The sequence below is a fragment of the Bifidobacterium sp. M0399 genome (assembly GCF_016100595.1).
In the GTDB taxonomy this organism is placed as follows: domain Bacteria; phylum Actinomycetota; class Actinomycetes; order Actinomycetales; family Bifidobacteriaceae; genus Bombiscardovia; species Bombiscardovia polysaccharolytica.
This window is the reverse complement of record NZ_JACFSD010000003.1, coordinates 231,024-252,076: the sequence shown is the minus strand read 5'-3', so window position 1 is coordinate 252,076 and position 21,053 is coordinate 231,024. Positions and strand designations below refer to the sequence as shown.

17 protein-coding genes and 1 pseudogene are annotated in these 21,053 nt (G+C 59.3%); 7 read left to right on the top strand and 11 right to left on the bottom strand.

Annotation, left to right across the window (positions count from 1 at the left end; all coding sequences use genetic code 11):
- Position 1 precedes the first annotated feature (1 nt).
- Positions 2–928: a carbohydrate ABC transporter permease gene (locus H3V09_RS07910; RefSeq protein WP_232339504.1), complete on the bottom strand. Its 927-nt coding sequence runs from the start codon at positions 926–928 to the stop codon at positions 2–4.
- On the bottom strand, positions 925–2,184 hold the full coding sequence (locus H3V09_RS07905; RefSeq protein ID WP_110424860.1) for an ABC transporter substrate-binding protein: 1,260 nt from the start codon (positions 2,182–2,184) through the stop codon (positions 925–927). The genes H3V09_RS07910 and H3V09_RS07905 overlap by 4 nt, the downstream gene beginning before the upstream one ends.
- 323 nt (positions 2,185–2,507) lie before the next feature.
- Here H3V09_RS07905 and ffh point away from each other — a divergent pair, with 323 nt between their 5' ends.
- The 5 genes from ffh to rimM all read left to right on the top strand — a co-directional run bounded on the left by ffh (position 2,508) and on the right by rimM (position 6,619).
- Complete coding sequence (gene ffh / locus H3V09_RS07900) at positions 2,508–4,124, top strand: signal recognition particle protein (RefSeq protein ID WP_198191495.1); 1,617 nt, start codon at positions 2,508–2,510, stop codon at positions 4,122–4,124.
- Between the two features lie 30 nt (positions 4,125–4,154).
- Positions 4,155–5,117: an endonuclease/exonuclease/phosphatase family protein gene (locus tag H3V09_RS07895; RefSeq protein WP_198191496.1), complete on the top strand. Its 963-nt coding sequence runs from the start codon at positions 4,155–4,157 to the stop codon at positions 5,115–5,117.
- Between the two features lie 171 nt (positions 5,118–5,288).
- On the top strand, positions 5,289–5,747 hold the full coding sequence (rpsP, locus tag H3V09_RS07890; protein WP_046322448.1) for a 30S ribosomal protein S16: 459 nt from the start codon (positions 5,289–5,291) through the stop codon (positions 5,745–5,747).
- 36 nt (positions 5,748–5,783) lie between these two features.
- Positions 5,784–6,017 carry an RNA-binding protein gene (locus tag H3V09_RS07885; protein WP_015021362.1) on the top strand — a complete coding sequence of 78 codons (234 nt, stop codon included), beginning with the start codon at positions 5,784–5,786 and terminating at the stop codon, positions 6,015–6,017.
- Entirely contained in the window at positions 6,014–6,619 is a 606-nt protein-coding gene (rimM, locus tag H3V09_RS07880; RefSeq protein WP_046322447.1) for a ribosome maturation factor RimM, read from the top strand. The genes H3V09_RS07885 and rimM overlap by 4 nt, the downstream gene beginning before the upstream one ends.
- Before the next feature lie 106 nt (positions 6,620–6,725).
- Here rimM and H3V09_RS07875 read toward each other — a convergent pair whose 3' ends face one another.
- The 3 genes from H3V09_RS07875 to H3V09_RS07865 are packed head-to-tail and all read right to left on the bottom strand — an operon-like array spanning position 6,726 to position 9,747.
- Positions 6,726–7,430 (bottom strand): LutC/YkgG family protein, encoded by a 705-nt coding sequence (locus tag H3V09_RS07875; RefSeq protein ID WP_046322446.1) that lies wholly within the window; start codon positions 7,428–7,430, stop codon positions 6,726–6,728.
- Entirely contained in the window at positions 7,427–8,932 is a 1,506-nt protein-coding gene (locus H3V09_RS07870) for a LutB/LldF family L-lactate oxidation iron-sulfur protein (protein WP_046322442.1), read from the bottom strand. Before H3V09_RS07870 ends, H3V09_RS07875 begins: the two co-directional genes overlap by 4 nt.
- The gene (locus tag H3V09_RS07865; protein WP_198191497.1) at positions 8,929–9,747 is read right to left on the bottom strand and encodes a (Fe-S)-binding protein; all 819 of its coding nucleotides are present in this window, start codon (positions 9,745–9,747) and stop codon (positions 8,929–8,931) included. Before H3V09_RS07865 ends, H3V09_RS07870 begins: the two co-directional genes overlap by 4 nt.
- 357 nt (positions 9,748–10,104) lie before the next feature.
- Between H3V09_RS07865 and H3V09_RS07860 the strand changes: the two genes are divergently transcribed.
- The gene (locus tag H3V09_RS07860) at positions 10,105–11,121 is read left to right on the top strand and encodes a YdcF family protein (protein ID WP_232339505.1); all 1,017 of its coding nucleotides are present in this window, start codon (positions 10,105–10,107) and stop codon (positions 11,119–11,121) included.
- Positions 11,122–11,150: 29 nt separating this feature from the next.
- Here the strand turns inward: H3V09_RS07860 and H3V09_RS07855 are convergent, their stop codons facing one another.
- Both H3V09_RS07855 and H3V09_RS07850 read right to left on the bottom strand, forming a co-directional pair.
- A complete protein-coding gene (locus H3V09_RS07855; RefSeq protein ID WP_198191498.1) occupies positions 11,151–12,554 on the bottom strand; it encodes an MFS transporter in 1,404 nt (467 codons plus the stop codon).
- Positions 12,555–13,109: 555 nt separating this feature from the next.
- Positions 13,110–14,219 (bottom strand): helix-turn-helix domain-containing protein, encoded by a 1,110-nt coding sequence (locus tag H3V09_RS07850; RefSeq protein ID WP_198191499.1) that lies wholly within the window; start codon positions 14,217–14,219, stop codon positions 13,110–13,112.
- A gap of 938 nt (positions 14,220–15,157) precedes the next feature.
- Between H3V09_RS07850 and trmD the strand changes: the two genes are divergently transcribed.
- Positions 15,158–16,108: a tRNA (guanosine(37)-N1)-methyltransferase TrmD gene (trmD, locus tag H3V09_RS07845; protein ID WP_046322437.1), complete on the top strand. Its 951-nt coding sequence runs from the start codon at positions 15,158–15,160 to the stop codon at positions 16,106–16,108.
- Here trmD and rsmD read toward each other — a convergent pair.
- The 4 genes and pseudogenes from rsmD to H3V09_RS07825 form a co-directional block, all read right to left on the bottom strand.
- Positions 16,109–16,738, bottom strand: a pseudogene (gene rsmD / locus H3V09_RS07840) (16S rRNA (guanine(966)-N(2))-methyltransferase RsmD); the annotation flags it as partial.
- Between the two features lie 10 nt (positions 16,739–16,748).
- Positions 16,749–19,226 carry an ATP-dependent DNA helicase RecG gene (locus H3V09_RS07835; RefSeq protein ID WP_198191502.1) on the bottom strand — a complete coding sequence of 826 codons (2,478 nt, stop codon included), beginning with the start codon at positions 19,224–19,226 and terminating at the stop codon, positions 16,749–16,751.
- Positions 19,227–19,326: 100 nt separating this feature from the next.
- A complete protein-coding gene (rpmB, locus tag H3V09_RS07830; RefSeq protein WP_029677698.1) occupies positions 19,327–19,521 on the bottom strand; it encodes a 50S ribosomal protein L28 in 195 nt (64 codons plus the stop codon).
- Between the two features lie 124 nt (positions 19,522–19,645).
- Positions 19,646–20,671: a helix-turn-helix transcriptional regulator gene (locus H3V09_RS07825; protein WP_198191503.1), complete on the bottom strand. Its 1,026-nt coding sequence runs from the start codon at positions 20,669–20,671 to the stop codon at positions 19,646–19,648.
- Between the last annotated feature and the right edge of the window lie 382 nt (positions 20,672–21,053).

The window sequence follows — 21,053 nt, the reverse complement described above, 5'->3', positions numbered from 1 at the left end:
GTCAGTCCTCCTTGTTCATGAAGAATATCTGGACCAGGGAGATCAGCATGAGGATGATCCCCAGCAGCAGGGCCATTGCGGAGGCCATGCCAGCGGCCGAAGGCCCTTGCGGGAAGGCCAGGTTCCTGATGTCCATCAGCAGCACCTGCGAAGTGTAGGCAGGACCGCCGCCGGTCAGCATTTGTGGCTGGCCCCAGACGTTGAAGGCGCCGCCGGTGGTCATGATGGTCGTATAGAAGAGTGGCAGCTTGATGGCCGGCAGGGTGATGCTGAAGAACTGCCGGATGGGTCCGGCGCCATCCACCGAGGCCGCCTCGTACAGATCCTGGCTTACCCCGGACAGGGCCGACCGATAAATGATCAGGTTGCCACCGATGCCTCCCCAGAGACTGAGGACGAAGATGGCGATCCAGGCCCAGGGCTGCTTGCCCAGCCAGTTGATGTCCCACCGGAAAGTGGTGTTGAGCAGGCCGAACTGGGAGTTGAAGACCAGCCGCCAGACCAGGGCTCCTGCGGCCACGGAGATCAGACCGGGCACATAGAAGATGGCCTGGAAGAGCCCCACTCCCTTCAGGTGCTTGGTCTGCAGGGCGCAGGCCAGCAACAGGGGGACGATGATGGTCAGGGGCACGCTGATCAGCACGAAGATGATCGTGTGCCACATGTCCCTCCAGAAAATGGAGTAGAAGTAGGTGGACTTGTCAAAGATCAGCTTGAAGTTGTCCAGCCCGACCCAGGTGGGGGAACCAACCAGGTTCCACCTGGTGAAGGCCAGGTAGATGCCGAAGAAGATCGGGATGACGCCGAAGATGGCGAAGACCACCATGTGCGGGGCGATGTAGGGGAAGGCATGCCAGAAGGACTTCTGTCCCAGCGGACGGCGCTTGCCCCGTCCATCCATGACTGCGGTTGTGCCGTGCGCGCTCATGATTGCTCCTGAATCTGGATCTGGCCCTGGGTCATCAGATCAAGCGTCTTCAGACCTTCCTCCAGGGAGATGTTCCGATAGACGATGTCCATGAAGGATCCCCACCCGGCAGTGGCATAGCCGCCATAGATGTAGTTGGATGTCTTGATCCACTGCCGTTCACGCTTGTCATTGGTGAAGGAGGCCTGGATGAGCTTCTGGTATTCCGGGTTGTTCAGGTCACGGTAGGCCGGAGAGATGGACCCTACGTCCGACCACATCATCCAATTCCTGTAGACGAAGTCCACAAAGTCGGCGGCCGCTTTGACCTTGGCCTCGGGCCGGTTCTTGTCCTTGAGCTGGAGCCAGTTCTGCTGGTACAGGAAGTTGGAAGGATGCTCGGTACCGTACTGGAGGGTGTTGATCTCGCCAACCTTGTCCTTGCCCAGGGTGGAGGACATGTTGCCCTGCGCCCAGGTGCCCAGCATGCCGAAGACCGCATGCCCAGAGGCGAAGACCTGCTCACCGTCGCTGTCGATGGGCGAGAGCATGCCCTGGTCGTTGAGGTCGCGCAGTGCCTTGAGCGGCTTGCGCCAGCCCGGACCGGTCATGTCCTTGACGCCATCCTCGATGTTGGTGCCGGTGCTGTAGAGCAGGGACATCATGGCCCAGGGCAGGTTGCCCAGGCAGAGCCCATAGACGTCCTTGGGCAGCTTGCCCTTCATGGAGGCGATCTCATCGGTGGTGACCAGCCGGTCGTCCAGGATATAGTCCAGGCCGTACTTGTGGATCAGATCCTTGTTGTAATAGATGGCCATCTGGAACATGTACAGGGGGATGCCGTAGGACTTCCCCTTGACGACGGTGTTCTGCCAGGCCTGCGGCAGGAAGCTCGACTCCTTGAGCTCCGGGTGGTATTTGGTCCACACCGAGGAGGGGTTGAGCAGCCCCTGGCTCTGCAGAACCGAAGTGGAGAACGAATCGTTGATGACCAGATCGGGGATGTTCTTCCCGGTCTGCATGACGCTGTAGATCTTGGTGGTCAGATCTCCGCCGTTCATGGGCTGGAAGACCACCTTGTACTCGGGGCTCTGTGCATTGAAGGCCTTGATGATTTTCTGCATGGCCGGACCGTCATCGCCGGTCAAACCATTCCAGAAGTAGATCTCCTTGGCGGATTGATCGCCGCCGCCACAGCCTGCGGTCGAGACCACCATGCCGCATATGGCCGCCAGGCTCAGCAACAGCCTGAGCCAACGTCGCGCAAATAAGGGCATGTGGGTTCCACCTCCCCCGTGTCTTTCTTCATTGAAGACACTCACCATCCCTCTTGCTCCTCTCGATGGGACCGGCACACCCGTATGCCGGCAACCCTGCATCGTTTTTCAGAACCCGTCGGCCCCCGGGCATCAAACATCAACACCCTGCGAGCCGGACCGACCGGTTCATGTTGATTTGCAACGTTGCAAATTCAGGGTAACACGCCTTTGCTATTGAACAAAATCGTCGTTCCATATCAGAACCAGCCAGGCAGGTCTTGGGCACAGGCATTGCTGAAACCAGAGCCAATCTCCCGGCTGACAGGTAGACTTGGGACATTATGGCAGCATTTTCATCTTTGACCGATCGGCTCTCCCAGGCCTTCACCCATCTGCGCTCCAAGGGGAAGCTGACCGAGGCCGACATCGACGGCACAATCCGCGAGATCCGCCGCGCCCTTCTGGATGCCGATGTCTCCCTGGATGTGGTGCGCTCCTTCACCGGACGCGTCCGGGAACGCGCCTTGGGCGAGGAGGTCTCCAAGGCTCTGAACCCGGCCCAGCAGGTGGTCTCCATCGTCTACGACGAACTGACCAGTATCCTGGGCGCGGGAGTGGATCGACCGCTCAATTTCGCCAAGAATCCACCCACAGTCATCATGCTGGCCGGCCTGCAGGGTGCAGGCAAGACCACACTGGCCGGCAAGCTGGGCTACTGGCTCAAGGACGCCGGCCACACCCCCCTGCTTGTGGCGGCCGACCTGCAGCGGCCTAATGCGGTCACCCAGCTCCAGGTGGTCGGCGAGCGCGCCGAAGTACCGGTATACGCACCCGAGCCAGGCGTGCAGACCGAAGGATCCGAGCTGGCGGCCCCGGGGCAGGTCACAGGCGATCCCGTCAAGGTCGCGGCCGACTCGATCAGGGTGGCCAAGGACAAGCTCTACGACGTGGTCATTATTGATACGGCCGGTCGACTGGGCGTGGATCAGGAGCTGATGGAGCAGGCCCGCAATATCCGCGATGCCGTCCACCCCGATGAGATCCTCTTCGTCATCGATGCCATGATCGGCCAGGACGCGGTCGCCACAGCCAAGGCCTTCGACCAGGGCGTGGACTTCACCGGCGTGGTGCTGTCCAAGCTGGACGGCGATGCCCGCGGCGGCGCGGCCCTGTCGGTGGCTTCGGTGACCGGCAAGCCCATCCTCTTCGACTCCAACGGCGAGGGTCTCAAGGACTTCGAGGTCTTCCACCCCGATCGTATGGCCTCCCGCATTCTGGACATGGGCGACATCCTGACCCTGATCGAGCAGGCCCAGCGCCAGTTCGACGAGGAGGAGGCCCGCAAGGCCGCCGGGAAGATGTCCGAGGGCAGCTTCGGCCTGGACGACTTTCTGGAGCAGCTCCAGCAGGTTCGCAAGCTGGGCTCCTTCAAGAGCATCCTGGGTATGATCCCAGGCATGGCCCAGCATCGCAAGGAGCTTGAGCAGTTCGATGAAAAGGAGGTGGACCGGACCCAGGCCATCATCCAGTCGATGACTCCCCAGGAACGACGCGACCCCAGCATCATCGACGGCTCACGACGGGCCCGGATCGCCTATGGTGCCGGCACTACGGTCTCCGCAGTCAACGGCCTGCTGCAGCGGTTCGAGCAGGCTGCCAAGATGATGAAGCGGATGACCAATGGCAACCGCTCGATCCCCGGCATGGGCGGTATGGGCGCTGGCAGCGGCAAGAAGGGCAAAAAAGGCAAGAAAGGCCGCAAGGGTTCCCGCTCAGGCAATCCCATGAAGCGGGAGGCCGAAGAGAAGGCTTTACGCGAGCGCCTCTCCGGCAAGGGCAAATCCTCCGGCGGCTCCGCCTTCGCCAAGCACCCTGAGGCCCCGCAGATGCCTGAGGGTCTGCCGGACCTGCCCCCCAACCTGGGCGGTGGATTGGGCGGTCTCTTCGGCGGTCGCTAAACCCCTCCCTCCTGCAGGAGACAATGGCACGTGAACACCCTTCTCTGGATTCTCCTGGGGCTCATCGCCTTATGGATTGCCCTGCGCTTCCTGCCCGCCGGGGCTGACTGGCACCGCCCCTTGGTAGAGCTGATCGCCCTGATCGACCTGCTGACCGCTCCTCTGTTGGCCATACTGATATGGACGGTCGTCGCGGGCGCCTGGCCCCAATGCCTGCTGGCGCTGATTGAACTTACTCTGGTCAGCTGCCAGCGCCTGCGCTACCGACTACCTCCAGCAGACCGGGCCGGTCAATCATCTTCTGGCCATGGGCTGAGCGTCATGACTCTGAACTGCCGCTTCGGCAGGGCCGATCCTGAGGAAATCGTACGTTGCGTGCGCGCCTACGGAGTAGAGGTTCTGGCCCTGCAAGAAGTAAAGGGGAAGCTGCTGGAATCACTTCAGGCTGCGGGCTTGAATCAGCTCCTGCCCTATCTGACAGAGGGGACTGCCAGCCCTAGCGACAACGGCGGCTACAACGCTATCTTCTCGGCTCACCAACCCGTTAAAGCTTCGCCATCGGCCGTGAACCTTCCGGCGGCGGCAGTACCCCTAGTCGAGCTCAAGACCAGCTCTGGACCGATCCGAGTGGCCAGCGTCCATCCCAAATCACCCCAGCGAGGCGCCAGACAGTGGGGCATGGGCATCGCTGCCCTGGCCAGGCTGACTCATCCGACCGTGCCCACCATAGTCATGGGCGATTGTAACGCCACCCTGCAGCATCCGACCTTCCGGGCCATGCTGGCCGAATCCGGGCTGCATGACGCTTCTTTGCACCTGAAAGCCGGCAGCCACCTGACTTTCCCCTCCGCAAGCACGCTACCCTCGTTGATCGAAATCGACCATATTCTGACGGACGGCAACCTGATCACACAATCCATGCATGTCCTCCGAATTTCAGGCAGCGACCATCGAGCTCTAGTGGCCCGTCTGACTCTGCCGCGTCAGCTCTGAACACCGTACAGGCTTCCCGCCCGCCATATCCCAAGGTTGAGGTATACTTTTGCTGTTATTCATGTCCGGAGGAGCCCTCTCATTCCGACGGCCGTGAGGAACACGCCAGGAGCGCCACCATGCCCCACATGGAGACGCCGCCGGGCATACCAAGTACCAAGGAGAGCCGTTTTGGCAACCAGAATTCGTCTGAAGAGAATGGGCAAGAAGTTCTATCCCTTCTACCGCGTGGTCGTGGTCGATTCCCGCAAGAAGCGCGATGGCAAGGTCATTGAGGAGATCGGCACCTACGATCCCAACACCCAGCCCTCTTCAATCAAGATCGACTCCGAGCGCGCCCAGTACTGGCTGGGTGTGGGCGCTCAGCCCAGCGACCCCGTCTTCAACCTCCTGAAGATCACCGGCGACTGGCAGAAGTTCAAGGATCTGCCCGGCAAGGAAGGCACCCTTAAGGTGCCGCAGGCCGAGGTCGACGCCCAGGCCCGCATCGAGCAGGCACAGAACGAAGCTCAGAAGCTCAAGGCCGCCAAGTCTGAGGCTGATGCCAAGGCCAAGGCTCAGGCAGAGAAGGAAGCCCCCAAGGCCGATGAGTCGGCAGATGCAGCCCAGGCCGAGCAGGCAGCTGAGTAAGGCACATTCACTTAAGGATTGGAAGGACCGGCTATCATGCTTGCACAGGCCGTTGAGCACCTGATCAGGAACATCGTGGACTTTCCCGATGACGTGTCGGTCAAGTCCCACGAGAACTCTCGCGGAGAGTTGTTGCGGGTGCGTGTCAACCCCGAGGACATCGGCCGCGTGATCGGCAGGGGCGGCAGGACCGCCAACGCCATCCGCACCGTGATCCAGGCTCTGGCCGACCACAAGGTGCGCGTCGACATCATGGACGTGCGCCGGTGAGCCCCAGCCGGTCCACCAATCACGACCCGCAGGGTCCGGACCCTCAGCAGCGAAGGTTGCTGAGGGTCTGCCGTATCGGCCGCGCCCAGGGACTCAAGGGCGAGGTCAACGTATATGTCTACACCGACGAGCCTGAGCGGCGCTTCGCCCCCGGCTCCCAGTTGCAGACCAAGGACGGACAGTTTTTCACGGTGGTTTCCTCCCGTCGCTTCAAACAGCGTTGGATCGTCCTCTTCAAAGGAGTGGAAGACAGGAACGCCTCCGAAGCGTTGAATGGCATCGAACTGTATGTCCAGGCTGATCCAGCCGAGGAGCTGGCGCAGGAGGACGCCTGGTATCCCGAGGATCTGATTGGACTCGAGGTTCGCATGGCCCCGGGCAACTCACTAGGTGAACCGTCCGGACGAGTGGTCGGCCAAGTCAGCGATGTACTGGATGGTGTAGCCCAGCAGCAGCTGCAGATCCACATGACCACCGCAGAAAACGACGAGGAAACGGAGGGGCTGATACCCTTCGTCGAAGCCTTGGTACCCCAGGTTGACATTGAAAACGGGTATGTGGCCATCGATCCACCTGGAGGGCTTCTGCCTGGCTTGGGCTGAACCCGTCTTTGAGCAAAACCGCAAGTGGGGAGTCAGCATCTTTCTTCAAGCCACTGACTCCCCACTTGCGGGAAATGCGCCTGCATAAGCAGGAAATGTTACGGAGCTACATGTCTTCAACCACCAGATATGTCATATCCAGGGGACCATGCACGCCCACCACGATCACCATCTCGATATCGCCCGTGTTGGAGGGGCCGGTGATGAAGTTGATGTTGGAGGTCTTGAGCTCACCTGAGACCAGGGCGGGATCATAGTAGTCCATGGCCTGCCGGGTTCGGGGCAGAATCTTCGACTTGCGAATGATGCTCAGATAGTGAACCGGCAGGAAGTGGAAGGCACGACCCTGACCAGGAGTGGTAGCCACGGTAATGGTGCCCGACTCGGCCAGGAGGAAGTCCGCAAAGGCGATGGCTGTACCGGACTCGTCGGCGGTCTTGATGTTCTCCTCACGGCTGGCCCCCGGCTTCCAGAAAGTGGCGGGCGGATTCAGGCTGTCCCTCCACTCCTCCAGCCCGAAGTCTGCGAACAGGTCGGAGGTGGGCAGCATCACATGGTCGCTGTCGTCCTTGCGTGAATCGATGAACTCGTCCAATGCAGTGGGAAGCTCAGCCTTGGTGCATGTGCGGAAGTCCACATGGACGGCCTCGCTGCTCTTCCGGGCGATCTCCAGGAGCTCGTCCTGGGTATGACCCGACAGGGTGGTCTCCGGTAAATCGTTGACCGGCACCAGAGGATGATCCTTGAGCTGGTGACGGGGCCGACCGCTCTTCTTGGCCAGGTAATCCAGGAATACCTCACGATCGGTCATGCCTGCTGCTCCTTCTTGTGATGAGCGAACCAACTGCGGAAGTTCTCCCCGTGCTTGGGCGGATCCGGCAGATCACGTACCTTGGTCCATCCGCCGAAGACGAAGGGCATCCATTCCACATGCCGATCACTGGCGAAGAGGTTCTTGGCCGTCTCCGGCTGCTTCTTGGATATGGGGGTCAGCATGGTGTGATCCACACCCAGTGCAGTGCGGAAGAGCGAGGAGTGGCCGGTTCCCAGGCCCATGACCCTCATAACCGTGTCGTCGATCAGATTGGCCTGGGACTGGTCATCCATCATGATCCGCCGGTGCTCAATCATGAGCTGATGCAGGGGGATCTTGACCGGACAGGTGGCCGTGCATGCCGCGCACAGGCTGCAGGCGTAGGGCAGGTCTCCGAAGTCGTCATAGCCGCCGTCCAGCACCGGCGAAAGCACCGAGCCCACAGGGCCCGGATAGATGGATCCGTAGCCGTGACCGCCGATGTGCCGGTAAATGGGGCAGACGTTCAGGCAGGAGGCGCAGCGGATGCACTGGAGGATGGGCTCGAAGACCGTTCCCAGAGCGTTTGAGCGGCCGTTGTCCAGAATGACCACATAGAAATCGTCCGGTCCGTCCGACTCCTGACCAGTGCGTGGCGCGGTGTAGGTCAGGTAGGAGGTCAGCTTCTGGCCGACAGCGGACCGGGCCAGCATGTTGTCCATGGTCTCGGCCTCCTTCATGGTCGGCACCAGGCGCTCCATGCCCATGACCACCACCTGGGTCTTGGGGATGCACATGGCCAGGTCGGCGTTGCCCTCGTTAGTCACCAGGTTGATCATGCCCGTATCAGCCACGGCGAAGTTGCAGCCGGTGATGCCCATGTCCGCCTCGAGGAAGTGCTTGCGCAGAACCTTGCGCGAGAACCGGGCCATGTGCTGGGGGTCGTTGTCGCCCTTGTAACCCAGCTTCTTCTCGAAAACCTGACGAACCTGCTCGCGGTTCTTGTGCAGGGCGGGGAAGACCAGATGCGTGGGCTGGTCCCAGTCATCCTCCTCCAGGATGAACTCGGCCAGATCGGTTTCCAACACTTCCAGGCCGGGCACAGTCATCAGTGTTGGATCCAGGTTGATCTCGCTGGTCACCATGGACTTGCTCTTGACGACGTGCTTGGCCTTCTTTTCGATAGCGATCTGCTTGATGTACTGGGCAGCCTCATCGTCGGTCTGGGCGAAGAAGACATGGCCGCCGCGCTTCTCCACGTTGTCGGCGAACTCCTCCAGATAGTCAGGCAGGTAGCGGATGACGTGCTGGCGGATCTGCTCGCCCAGGTCGCGCCACTGTTCCCAGTTGCCCAGTTCCTGGCGGGCGGCTTCACGCTTGATCCACTGGGCATCCTGGGCCTTGGCCACGGCCTGTTGGGCGAATTTGTCCTGTTCGGACTCTTTGACCCTGGTCAGGAAGGGAGCCTTGCTGGTCCGCAGATATTGCGCGGCCTTCTTGCCATTGACCAAGCTGCTCATACCAGAGCCCCCTCTTTCTTGGCAGCCCTGACGGAATCCACAGTCCCATCGCCAGCAGAGCGGCCTTCCACATACTTGACGCGACGCATATCCACGTTGTGATTGAGCACCTCAGCCAGGTGCATGATGGTGATCTTCTCGCCACGCCGGTTGAAGCGGCCGCCGATGTTCATCAGGCATCCCGGATCACAGGAGATGAGGACGCTGGCCTTGGTGCTGAGCACGTCGTTTACCTTCTCATCGACCATCTGCTTGGAGATCTCAGGCTCCTTCATGGAGAACATGCCGCCGAACCCGCAGCAGTTCTCGATGTGGGGCAGGGGGACCATGGTCAGACCCTTGACATGGCCCAGCAGGACGAAGGGACTGGTCCGCTCCCCCAGCAGCCGGGTCATGTGGCAGGAGCGGTGGTAGGTGGCCACAGCATCGAGTTCGGCGCCGGCATCCAGCACACCCAGCACCCGATAGAGGAACTGCGAGAACTCATAGGTCTTGTCAGCCATGGTCTGGGCCTTGGCTGCATAGACCGGGTCGGCCCGCAAATGGAAGGGCAGCTCCTTGAGCATGTTCACGCAGGAGCCTGCCGGACCCACGATATAGTCGGCATCCACGCTCAGCAGGGCATCGACCTCGTTGCGCATGACCTGCATGCTCTCCTTGACATACCCGCTGTTGAAAGTGGGCTGGGCGCAGCAGATCTGCTCCTTGGGGAGATAGGTGTCGCAGCCGAACCGCTCGAGCACCTCCACCATGGCCTTCCCCACGTTCGGAAACATGAGGTCCACCACGCAGGTGGAGAATATCACAACTTTCATTACCGCACCTCTCTACAACCTTGCACGCCAGGTCCGAACCATCTCTGGATTGCGGAGAAACCCAACATCACCTGAACCCCTAATCCTTCCAACACATCGCTGCCTTGCGACCACCACGCTCATGCGGTCATCGATGCGCAATCCTTGAAAGGACCCATCATTATCATGGTCTCGACCTGGAATTCGCGCCGTCGAAAATCGCCCACCCTCAGCTTTTGAACGTGTGAGATTTACCACATATATCTTACCACGGCGGTCTGGGAGTCTTTGGCATGTCAAGGATGGAGGTGACTGGCCGATTCGCTACAGTGGATTCAGACCCTGCGCGGCCATTCTCGTGAAAGGGGCAATCGGCGCATGTCCAACCACCTGCAACTCCTCCTGCTCTATGCACCTGCCATCATCTTCGGCCTGCTCTTCCTCTGGGACCTGCACAAGGAGCCACGGCAGTTCCGCAATGCCATCTGGTTGCTGCTCCTGTTGCTGACCCTGGGCGGAGCGCTTCTTCTGCAGTTCGGCATGCGCTGGCTGATCCTGCCCCTGGTCATCCTGCTCATCGCCGCTCCCCTGCTGGTGATCTGCTTCCTGCTGGCCAACACGGTCATCGTCATCCGACACGAAGGGGTTTCCCTGACCACTCTGCTGCCCGGCCTACTTGCACTGGCCGTGGTGGCCTACATGCTTCTTTCACCCCTCTTGGCTGGGTTTGGCGCACCCTCATGGCTGCAGAAGCTGGCCGGACTGATCGACCTGGAAGCCACCTGGTTCTTCTTCTCCTTCCTGGCCCTGCTGCTCTATTCCAACTTTTACAGGATGCTGCCCCGCAAGCGTCGCTACGACTACATCATCATCCACGGAGCCGGCCTGCGCGGCGAAGAACCCACGCCGCTGCTCCGGGGACGACTGGACAAGGCTGTAGACCTCTGGAAGCGGCAGGGACGAAACGGGCGCTTTGTGGTCTCCGGAGGACAGGGTCCCGACGAGGTCATCAGCGAGGCCAGGGCCATGGCCCAGTATTTGCGCAGCTCCTGCGGGGTGCCAGCCGAAGCCATCATCATGGAGGACAGGTCGACCACAACCTTGGAGAACCTGCGCTACTCCAAGCAGATACTGGACGACCGCTACGAGATGGGCACCGGGCCTGAGCATTACCGGGTGGCCCTGGTCACCAGCGACTACCACGTCTTCCGGGCCAGCGAATACGCCAGCAAGGTCGGGCTAAATGCCGATGGAATCGGCTCACACACCAAGGGCTACTACTGGCCGACCGCCTTCATCCGGGAGTTCGTGGCCATCACCCGCATGCACTGGTGGCCCTACCTGGTCCTTGCACTGGGCTGGGTCGTCTGGGTCGGTATCTCATTGCTGAATTAAAAACACCGCCTTCCAGAAGGAATCAGAGGTCATACAACCTGAACCCCACCCTTATCCTGACTGGCCAGGCTATGTTCTAGGAACCAGGCCACCAGAAGGATGACCAGGACGATGAGAAAGACGAAAACGAAAGCCCAAACGGCTCCGAACTGGAAGGCCTGAGCGCCGGCATGAATCCCTCTGGCCTTGGGCATGCCAGTGATGATGGCTGCCAGGACGCCGGTCGAGGCGGCACCTGAATACTGCTGAAGAGTGTTGAAGAGCGCATTACCGTCGGGCACCAGTTTGGCTGGGATATGCTGCAGTCCAACCGTGAGCAGGTTGTTGAAGACGCAGGCCTGACCGACCATGTAGCAGGCATAGAGGAGAACCATCAGCGGAACGGATAAGTGTCGGCTGAGGACCAGGAAGCCTAAGGCCGAGAGGAAGAAGGCGGTGCTTCCCACCGCGAGCAGTCCACGCAGGCCATGGCCATCCAGATAGCCGCCTGTGACGGGCTGGCAGAGCGCAGAGAGCAGGCTCCCCGGCAGCAGAAGGAGGCCAGACACGGTAGAGGTCTCACCCAGTACGGACTGAGCCATGTTGGGCAGGATGAACGTCAGGCCGATCTGAACAAACTGGACCAGGAAGTAGAGGATCAAGGCAAGGGTGAAAGTACGGTTCCGGAAGACCGCAATGTTGATCAGCCTGGTGCGCTGGTGCGTAAGAGTCCAGACGCCTGCAACAAGTGCCAGAACCCCAATGAACAAGGACAGCCAAGTGACAGGGCCATGCACATCCAAGGTGCTCAGTCCTATGGTCAGACCGGTCAGAAAGACACCCAGAAAAAGGAACTGGAGCCAGGCGAAAGCACCGACATGGGCCGTCTCCCTGTCTACTGAAATGAAGGCGATAATCCCGAATACCAGCTCGATGGGCAGCACGATCAGGAAGATGGCCCGCCAGGATAAGGCTTGGATAACGGCTCCGCCAAAGGTCGGACCCAAGGAGGGTGCCAGTGCCACCGCCATGCCAGCGCTGCCCACGTAACGGCCCTGGATGTGAAGGGGAACCTTTTTCATGATCAGAGAGAACACCAAGGGAAGAGCAATACCAGTGCTGATGCCCTGCAGGAGGCGTCCCGCCATAAGGACGGGAAAGCATGGAGCAAGGATGCACATCAGGTCGCTACCCAGGAATATTCCCACGCTGGCGAGAATCAATGCGCGGGTCGTGAATGAATGCTCCAGCCAGGCGGCGGCTAGAACCGTCAAGGCTACCACCAGCAGATAGCCGGTAGTCAGCCATTGAACTGTGCCCAGCCCGGTTTTGAAGTACCGGGTCATCTCCGGAAAAGTGACGTTGAGCGAGGTCTCCAAAAGGACCCCGCAGAAGGCGAGCCCGGCAGTGCCGGCAATCAGCAGTTTTGTTCTTTTATCAACATGGTCGACCATGGACCGTCCGCTCCTAACGCATCAGACTGTTCGCATAGCCATCTCCACGGATCCGTACGGCATGGCATCATCCGATGTCGCTCTCATTGCAGTTTGCGCAACGGTTGTAGCTCTCTGGCTGCGTTGATGACATCTTCCAAGGTGGCGCCGGGCTAACAGCCGCATGCTGCGACGAGCCGGTTCGCCTCCACAACTTTTGAAGACCCAGCTAGTGTAGCACCCGCAGGGGTACCAATCCGCGCTTACTCTGGACCTGAACAGGCTTGGGTAGAGTTGGTGACATCGAGATTTGCTGTTAACGCTGATGTGTTTCCTGCAACTCACGTTCAACATCGATCAGGCCAGGCTACCCCTCCGTTGGTTTTTTAACTTTGCCACGACTTCGATGATCCTGGACAAGTCTAGCCCTCGCTGTTCCGGTCATACTTTCCTGTTCTGTCAACAAAGAACCCACTGAGCTTCTTTTTTGACTTGACATTACCGGCATGTAAGTCATTTCCGAATATCTTGCTGACGAATATGGCCTTTATGGAGATGCTTCTATAGCCGCTTTGCCTATCTCATGATCGTCCAGCTCGCCGCCTTTTCCGTCAGCCTGTTGTCACACCAATCGTTCGCCAGTTCGAAGGGAACACCAAGGAATCCTTCAATCCCATCCCTGGGCACCGTGGAACGACCAGTGTCGTCCAGTCCGCCGAACGCACGGCCGAGCATTTGAGCAAGACGTACCGGATGCTCCGCCTTGACCTCCACGGGCTCATGCTTTATCCAATGACGCTGCGCCATGCGAACGTACAGGGATTTGTATTTGTCGCCATCGATCAGACCCAGATCGAAGGCTCTGCGCACGGCCGCACCAATGGAAATTCCCCACCCGGACTTTACGTACAGGTAGTCCTCCAGCATCATGCTCGGGCTGATGATCGCTCGCGCGTCGGACTCAGGAAAAAGGAATTCGCCAGCAAACTCGTTAGCCTCCCTCTCCATCAAGGACACATCCTTGGGACGGCGGTACCGGTGCAAAACCAGATGCCCCAGCTCATGAGCAATAGTGAATCTGAGCCGGTCACCAGGCTTGTTTTCGGGAAAATAGCCTATAAGGGCCTTGTCTGGGTAAGTAACTCCGTCACTGACCGAATCAGCTACCTTTGTCGTCAGCGGTGCAATGATCACCCCCTTGCGTTCCACGCTTCGGATCATATTGCGCACCGCTCCCCTGGAAGGCAGCCCCAATATCGCGCGCGTGTTTGCCGCAATGCGGCGGACTCCTTGTGCCTGCGGGTTAAAGGTCGGTGCAATCTTATCTAGCCAGGATGCCGTCTTATCTGGCACATTTGACATCGAACTGACCCTGGATACCGTGTCCGCCAACATCTCGAACTCTGCGCAGATGCGATTGCTGAGATTCCTGGTAATTGTTTTCTTGCGACGAAAGGCGAGGCGATTCCAGTCAAGACCTGGATCGCGCAGCATGAAGAAAGACAGAGGAAGGCTGGTTGCGTAGGCTATCTTTTCGACGCTCGATTCCGTAAGATGAGTGGTCGGATTGCCAACCAGCATGCCGATGTAGGTCGGGGTCATGCCAGAACGCTCGGCAAGCTCTTTTTTGGTCCAACCCCGATACTTCCGTGCAAGCTCAATGCGCGTGGGGTTGAAGTCATTCATCGGACCGTCTCTTCCCTTTCTTCTTCGACAATTGTATTTGAGCGTGGGACCAACAGCTCATTTTCCTCGTCATCACCGTTAAACGCCATACCCTTGAAACCTTCACCCATCTGAAGAACTATGAAACCGGCCGGTTCCAGTAGGCTGGTAGGCAGAACAATGGAAAATGCCATTTGCTTCGGTCCAAACCAGGACGATTTCCGAGTCGCTCAGTGGCTTCTTGCCGGAAAGCTCCTGGTCGAGCATAGCTGGTTGCACCCATGCCTCCCTACGCCGTAAGTTCGGACCGGCGGGAGGAACACTTCCCTCGAATTTGAACTTCTTGAGGAATCGAAGCCTGAGGCCTGAGCCGGTATTGCGCAGATGAAGGCAGGAAGTGGACTTCGTAAGTTGCCAGCCGTCGATTGGCTCATCTGCGATTTCTGCGCGGAGCGTCGCATTGAAGTTGTCTGCATAGAGCTTCGGATACTTAATTCGAGGAGTGGCGTGTTCATGGCCGACAGTGAGCGAAGCCTGGCCTGCGGCAACAATGTTGGAAGGGCATCATTGATTGGCGTGAGATTCTGACGAATGAGTTCAAGTTTTTCCAAAGAGTCTCCTTAAAGCGCGTATTCTTGTTTGATATCGGGATCATTGTTGTATTTTACTATCTGAGTTTGACTTTACTGCCACAAAATTAATTTATCAAATCGGAATCGGCACAGATTCAATCGATCTTGCCTTGCCAAGGTTGTCACGAATCCTCATGGCGACAAGTCCGAGGCGACGATACTGTCCACTGAGCTGACCATGTCCGAACAGTTGATGCAAAGTGGTCATCAATCTGACAGAGTCGTTGGAAACGAGGCTTACTATCGTGGTGAATCTTCAGGCGAACTCAAAAACCTGCCATTCCGCGCCCGATTCCGACTCGAACAGGCTTGGGTAGAGTTGGTGACATGCAAATCGATATTGTCTCCGTCTTCCCTGAGTATTTTGACGTGACTGGACTCAGCCTGCTGGGCAAGGCCCAGGAAAACGGCCTGGTGACCATACATGCCCACAATCTGCGCGACTGGACCCATGACGTGCACCACTCCGTGGACGATACGCCGGTAGGAGGCGGAGCTGGCATGGTCATGAAACCCGAAGTCTGGGGCCAGTGCCTGGACGACCTGCTGGACATGCCAGACGGATCGACTCGGCAACAACTACCCACGGACCAGACAGTTGGCACCGCTGAAGTGAAAGAGCAAAAAGAAGCGATGAAGAGTTCCGGCGGCGAAAGCGATGGCATAGCATCCGAGGCAGATTCATCTGTAGACAGCCACAAGGCTGGCGTGGCCGAACCAATCCTGATCTTCCCCAACCCATCCGCTCCTCTGTTCACCCAGGCCGATGCAACCGAGCTGTCACAGGCGAAGAGGCTGGTATTCGGCTGCGGCCGATACGAGGGCTACGACGCACGCATCCCCGACTACTACCGGAATAAGGGGACTGACGTTCGTGAGTACTCCATTGGCGACTATGTACTCAATGGGGGCGAGGTGGCTGTCTCGGTCATGCTGGAGGCGATCACCCGACTCCTGCCAGGTTTCATGGGCAATCCTGAATCCATAGTGCAGGAATCCTACACAGGTGATGAGCCCCTGCTGGAATATCGCCAGTACACACGTCCCACCACCTGGCGGGGTATGGCCGTGCCCGAGATACTGACCAGTGGCGACCACGGAAAGGTGGACAGGTTCCGGCGCAACGAGGCCATCAGGCGAACCAGTCGGATCCGTCCCGACCTGATTGCCAGATTGGATTGCTCAACCCTGGATAAGCATGACCGGCGTCTTTTGGAAGACCTGGGCTGGGATACACGGGAAACCCATCCGAGACCTCTGGATCAGCCGTCGATTTGATCAGCTGTCCGATTGCGGGGATAATCGGCGAGCCGTCAGATAGTAGACTGCTGTCTCCCCATAGGTACGGGCCTGATCAATCGCCCATCCTTCAGGAGCCGTGGGCGGCGGGGTGCGTGTCGATCGCTCCAGAACGATCATGCCTCCATCATCCACCATTTTTCGGCCAGTCAGACCGGTCATAATGCTCTGGCAGTCATCCGTCGACAGATCATAAGGCGGGTCCATGAAGACCAGGTCGAAGCAAGCTTCGGACAGACCAGCATCCTCATGACCTGAGGAGAGGGGACGGACAAAGCGCTCGGCACGGTTTCTGCTGACGCGAATGTCCATGGCTGAATCCCAAGCCGGGTGATGGCGCAGCCCTGCAGCTGAACGTGACAGCAGTCCAGCGACACGGCCAGAAGACTCCACAGCCACCAAGCTCTGGGCACCACGGGATAGGGCTTCGAATCCCAAGGCCCCTGTGCCGGCGAACAGGTCCAGGACCCGAGCACCGGACAGCAGGTCTTCGGACTCCAGATGGGAGAAAATGGCCTCCTTGGTCCGATCGGTAGTGGGCCGGGTGCCCCTGAGGGCTGCGGGAATGGGGAATCCCTTGAATCGGCCGGCGATGATGTGCATATGGTCCGTTGTCCTTTCAGCTGGAGACCAGGAAACCCTCGTTGCCCCTCATGAAGTCCAGAACGGCGCCAGCCAGCTCGGGCTGCCCGGCCAAGGTGGGATCGGACTCCAGGAGTTGGCCTGCCTGGGTGCGGGCACGAGCGATCATGGGCGCATCAGTGACCACCCGCAGAAGCTTCAGAGAAGAATGACCGCCGGACTGGGCATCCCCCAGCACGTCGCCGGCTCCCCTGATTCGAATGTCCTCTTCGGCGATTTTAGCCCCGTCAGTGGTGTCGCGAATGACCTCAAGCCGCTCGGCAGCTGGTGAATCCGCTGGGGCGCGCGAGATCATGAAGGCCCAAGAGTCAGTGCCGCCGCGTCCCACCCTGCCGCGCAGCTGATGAAGCTGGGAGAGCCCAAACCGATCGGCATCGAAGATGACAATGCAGGAGGCTTGGGGCACATCCACCCCCACCTCCACTACAGTGGTGGCCACCAGCAAGGGCGTGCGACCCGAGGCAAAGTCCGCCATGACGGCGTTCTTGGTGGCATCGTCGTCTCGCCCGGTCAGCGTGGCCATGGCGATGCCCTGGAACTGCGGCAGGGCGGCCAGTCGCTGACTCATTTCAGCCACCGAATGCAGTGGCGGACGCTGGCCATCACTTTGGCCCTCCTCAAGCAGCAGTTCAGGCTGGGAGTCAGACCCACCGGATTGGCCGGGGCGGTCTGAAGCGGCCGAAGGATCGTCTTCATCGTCAATACGGGCACAGATCACATAGGCCCTTTCCCCAGCTTCGATCCGACGACGTAAGTGCAAGAACATGGCGCCCATGGTCGCTCCGTCGGACTCAGCAATGACGTGTGTGCGGACCGGTTTGCGGTTGCTGGGCAGCTCGGTCAGGGTGGAGATGTCAAGATCTCCGAACCAGGTCATGGCTGCTGTACGAGGAATGGGTGTAGCGGTCATGATCAACAGATGGGGAACGCGCTCGGATTTGCGGCGCAGCTCCTCGCGTTGCTCAACACCAAAACGATGCTGCTCGTCGATGACGGTCAGGGCCAGATTGGGAGCCTGAAAGGTCTTGGAGAAGGCCGCATGGGTGGCGATGACAATGCAGGGACGGCCCGAGGCCGAGACAGCCAAAGCCGAGCGGCGCTGAGCTAGTCTCATACCTCCGGTCAGCAGCACCAGAGGCAGGACCAGCTGATCCGTCATACGGATCATAGTGACGTTGTCCACAGGCTTATGGCGGCCTTCTACGGCAGTGGCGGTCACATCGGTGCCCATGGCCTTGAGCATGCCGCCGATAGAGGCATAGTGCTGCTCGGCCAACACTTGGGTAGGAGCCACCAAGACAGCCTGATGACCAGCCTGGACCGCTTGAAGCATGGCCGCCAGGGCCACCACGGTCTTGCCGGAGCCGACCTCGCCCTGCAGAAGCCGCTGCATGGGCTGATCTTTGGCCATGTCGACGCCGATGTCATTGATGACCTGACGCTGGCCTTCGGTCAGCTGGAATGGCAGGGAGTCGATGAAACGGGCAGGCAGGGTGTCTGGACGGTCAGCGCCCGAATCCATGCATGGATAAGTGGGCTGCTGCTGGGTCTGGCGGCGGGTCTGCAGAAGAGCTGTCTGCGAGACAAAGGCCTCCTCATAGCGCAGGGTCTTCCGTGCCGCAGCGAAGTCGTCAGGACTGTCGGGCGCATGCATGCCCAAGAGGGCACGGGCACGATGCAACAGCCCTTGGTCGGCACGGACCTGCTCAGGTAGCACATCAGGTATGGCACGGCCCAGCGCTTCTGGATCAATACGGACATCGGCACTGGGCTGCCCCTCTTCGGCAGCACTGGCTGCGGGAGTTGAGTCAGGTGAATTATCAGCCTGCGCCAGCAGACGCAGAAACCCCAGAATGACATCGTGAATATGGTCCGAGGAGATGCGAGAGCTGGCATGGTAAACCGGCCGCGGTCGACGCACACGCTCCAGGGCCTCGTCAAGGCTGGCCGCATCGGGCCGAGATGCGTCCGCAGAAACCTCCTGATCGGCATTAGCGACAACCAGGGTCTCGGGGTGGGTGAACTGGAGCTGGTCCATGTAGATGCCGGGCTCACCGGCCACGACCAAATCCGCCCCTATCTGCAGCCGACGGACCATCCAGTCCATATAAGGCTTCTTATGAGAGAAGAAGACCAGCCTGACCGCCAGCGGAGTGCCACCTTGGCTGCTGACGAAGGCCGCATCGTCCACCATCACGTCCAGCCGAAAGCCCCGGTGACCGCTCAGCGGCACCAGACGCACCTGATCAACCCGGGCGGCGAAGGCACAGGGCTCACCCAGCCGAATGCCGGCAATAGTGGTGACCTGCATGGGATCGGTGATGCGGAAAGGATAATAGGTCAGCGCATCCCCGACCGTGACCACGCCGAGAGCCTTGAGAGCGCTCACCCGACGCCTGTTGGCCACCAGCGAGGCCACGGTGCTGTGCAGCCCAACATGAGCCACTGCCGACATACCCGATCACCTCCCGCAAGCGCCGATCATCATCCCTCAGGATGACAAGAACCCCCGGAGCTTTGCCCCCGGGGGTCCCAATACGACCGACGAACCGCCTTCAGGCGGCGACGCGCTGCACCTTGCCGGCCTTGAGGCACTTGACGCAGACACGCAGACGCACGTTCTGACCATCAACGGTGGTGTGCACCGACTGCAGGTTGGGGCGGAAGATGCGCTTGTTCCGGATATGCGAATGAGAAACACTGTAACCGGTCTGCGGGCCCTTGCCGCACACCGCGCAACGAGCTGCCATGATGACTTCCTTTACGTTGTTTTCCAAGTCGTCCCAGGTGCTCCAGGCCGCAACACAAGGCTACGGATGAACACACAACTTTGTTAGACTACTACATTCCGTCAAGTAAGGCAAATTAACAGTTTCAGGCACGAGGAGGCTTGCGGAAGATGCCGATCAGAGACTGAAGCACTCCGCAAAATACCCCGCCGATGATCCAGATGGCCCAGAATGGGATGCGCCAACCAAAAAGGTTGTCGTAATTGCCTGAGAAGAGCATGGTCAGGGCCACCAGCGTGCAAAGGCCCATGATGACTCCGCTGATGGCATTGCTTATCCGGTGTTCGTAACGATAGGTGTCCCAGCGACCGTCATCGACGGAATCCATCTGCCTGTTGTAGGCTCGGAGGTTCATCATTCTGTGGCTCGTTCCCGCATGGACTAGTAGGAAGATCCCCAGAGCCAGAAGAAGGAAGAAGACAAACCCTCTGACCTGATGGGACCAGCCCCAGACCAGGAACCCAGCAGAGTTGATTCCCACATCCAAGAGCACGACAGCCAAACCGCAGACCAACTCCCAAGTAGTCTGCCGGTATACTCTCGAGCGCTCCTCATCGGTATAGAAATCCGCCACATAAGGATGCCTGCGGCGGAAATCCCTTCTGGCGGAAACCGCCGGTATCAGACAGGCCAGTCCCAGGACGATGCCGATCATCAGAGAAAGAAAGGCCAGACCATTCTGTGCGTCGGTCGGCTGGCTGACTCCGGCAAAGAGACCACCGAAAGCCAGTCCCAGCATGATAAGGGCGATGCCGAAAGCCATCCGAAGACTATAGGCATTGCTGAAGGATGCGTAGCCGGTTACGTCTTCCATGGCAGACTGGACAGGCGCAGTCACATGGGTTGCCGAAGTCGCCTGGTCGGCATCCTGATGGTCAGGCTTGGACGCACGCTGCCCGGAACCCGGATGCCGAACATCGCCCAGGACCAGGTCATCAAGGGTGCAGCCGAAGAGGTCGCAGATGGCCAGGAGCTTGTCCATCTCAGGATATGCCTTGTCCGACTCCCACTTGGACACCGCCTGACGGGACACCCCCACCAGCATGGCCAGCTGCTCCTGAGTCATATTGCGCTGCGAACGCAGATACTGCACGTTGGTTCTGAAACTCATATTGTTCTTTCTCCCGATCGGCGGAATGCCGATTCAACCAGCAACGAGGCCATGATGAAACGTGCAGGGCTCCGACCGCCACCAGCTTTGGGTTGCACCCGGCAAAGACACCGATATTTGCTGTCAACTGACGGTTGCATCCTTGCAATTCCAAGGAAATAAGCGATCACTGAATCCCTGTCATTCTGATGACGACCCGCCCATCAATCCCCCTTCCGGCAAGAGATGCGACCCCTCTACGTTCACGATACATACCTTTCAGGAGCGAATGCGAATCCTGTGGATCCCACCCTGAACCGTCCCCGATTCGACCCTGAAAACACCCTGACAGGAGCTCTCGCCATGGTCTCATAGAAGAAGAGACCAGGCAGGCGACGACCGA

What these genes read in the sequence shown, in the direction of transcription:
- H3V09_RS07910 (WP_232339504.1), bottom strand. Translation starts at nt 928, where the DNA reads ATGAGCGCGCACGGCACAACCGCAGTCATGGATGGACGGGGCAAGCGC.
- H3V09_RS07905 (WP_110424860.1), bottom strand. Translation starts at nt 2,184, where the DNA reads ATGCCCTTATTTGCGCGACGTTGGCTCAGGCTGTTGCTGAGCCTGGCG.
- ffh (WP_198191495.1), top strand. Translation starts at nt 2,508, where the DNA reads ATGGCAGCATTTTCATCTTTGACCGATCGGCTCTCCCAGGCCTTCACC.
- H3V09_RS07885 (WP_015021362.1), top strand. Translation starts at nt 5,784, where the DNA reads ATGCTTGCACAGGCCGTTGAGCACCTGATCAGGAACATCGTGGACTTT.
- H3V09_RS07875 (WP_046322446.1), bottom strand. Translation starts at nt 7,430, where the DNA reads ATGACCGATCGTGAGGTATTCCTGGATTACCTGGCCAAGAAGAGCGGT.
- H3V09_RS07870 (WP_046322442.1), bottom strand. Translation starts at nt 8,932, where the DNA reads ATGAGCAGCTTGGTCAATGGCAAGAAGGCCGCGCAATATCTGCGGACC.
- H3V09_RS07865 (WP_198191497.1), bottom strand. Translation starts at nt 9,747, where the DNA reads ATGAAAGTTGTGATATTCTCCACCTGCGTGGTGGACCTCATGTTTCCG.
- H3V09_RS07860 (WP_232339505.1), top strand. Translation starts at nt 10,105, where the DNA reads ATGTCCAACCACCTGCAACTCCTCCTGCTCTATGCACCTGCCATCATC.
- H3V09_RS07855 (WP_198191498.1), bottom strand. Translation starts at nt 12,554, where the DNA reads ATGGTCGACCATGTTGATAAAAGAACAAAACTGCTGATTGCCGGCACT.
- H3V09_RS07850 (WP_198191499.1), bottom strand. Translation starts at nt 14,219, where the DNA reads ATGAATGACTTCAACCCCACGCGCATTGAGCTTGCACGGAAGTATCGG.
- trmD (WP_046322437.1), top strand. Translation starts at nt 15,158, where the DNA reads ATGCAAATCGATATTGTCTCCGTCTTCCCTGAGTATTTTGACGTGACT.
- H3V09_RS07835 (WP_198191502.1), bottom strand. Translation starts at nt 19,226, where the DNA reads ATGTCGGCAGTGGCTCATGTTGGGCTGCACAGCACCGTGGCCTCGCTG.
- rpmB (WP_029677698.1), bottom strand. Translation starts at nt 19,521, where the DNA reads ATGGCAGCTCGTTGCGCGGTGTGCGGCAAGGGCCCGCAGACCGGTTAC.
- H3V09_RS07825 (WP_198191503.1), bottom strand. Translation starts at nt 20,671, where the DNA reads ATGAGTTTCAGAACCAACGTGCAGTATCTGCGTTCGCAGCGCAATATG.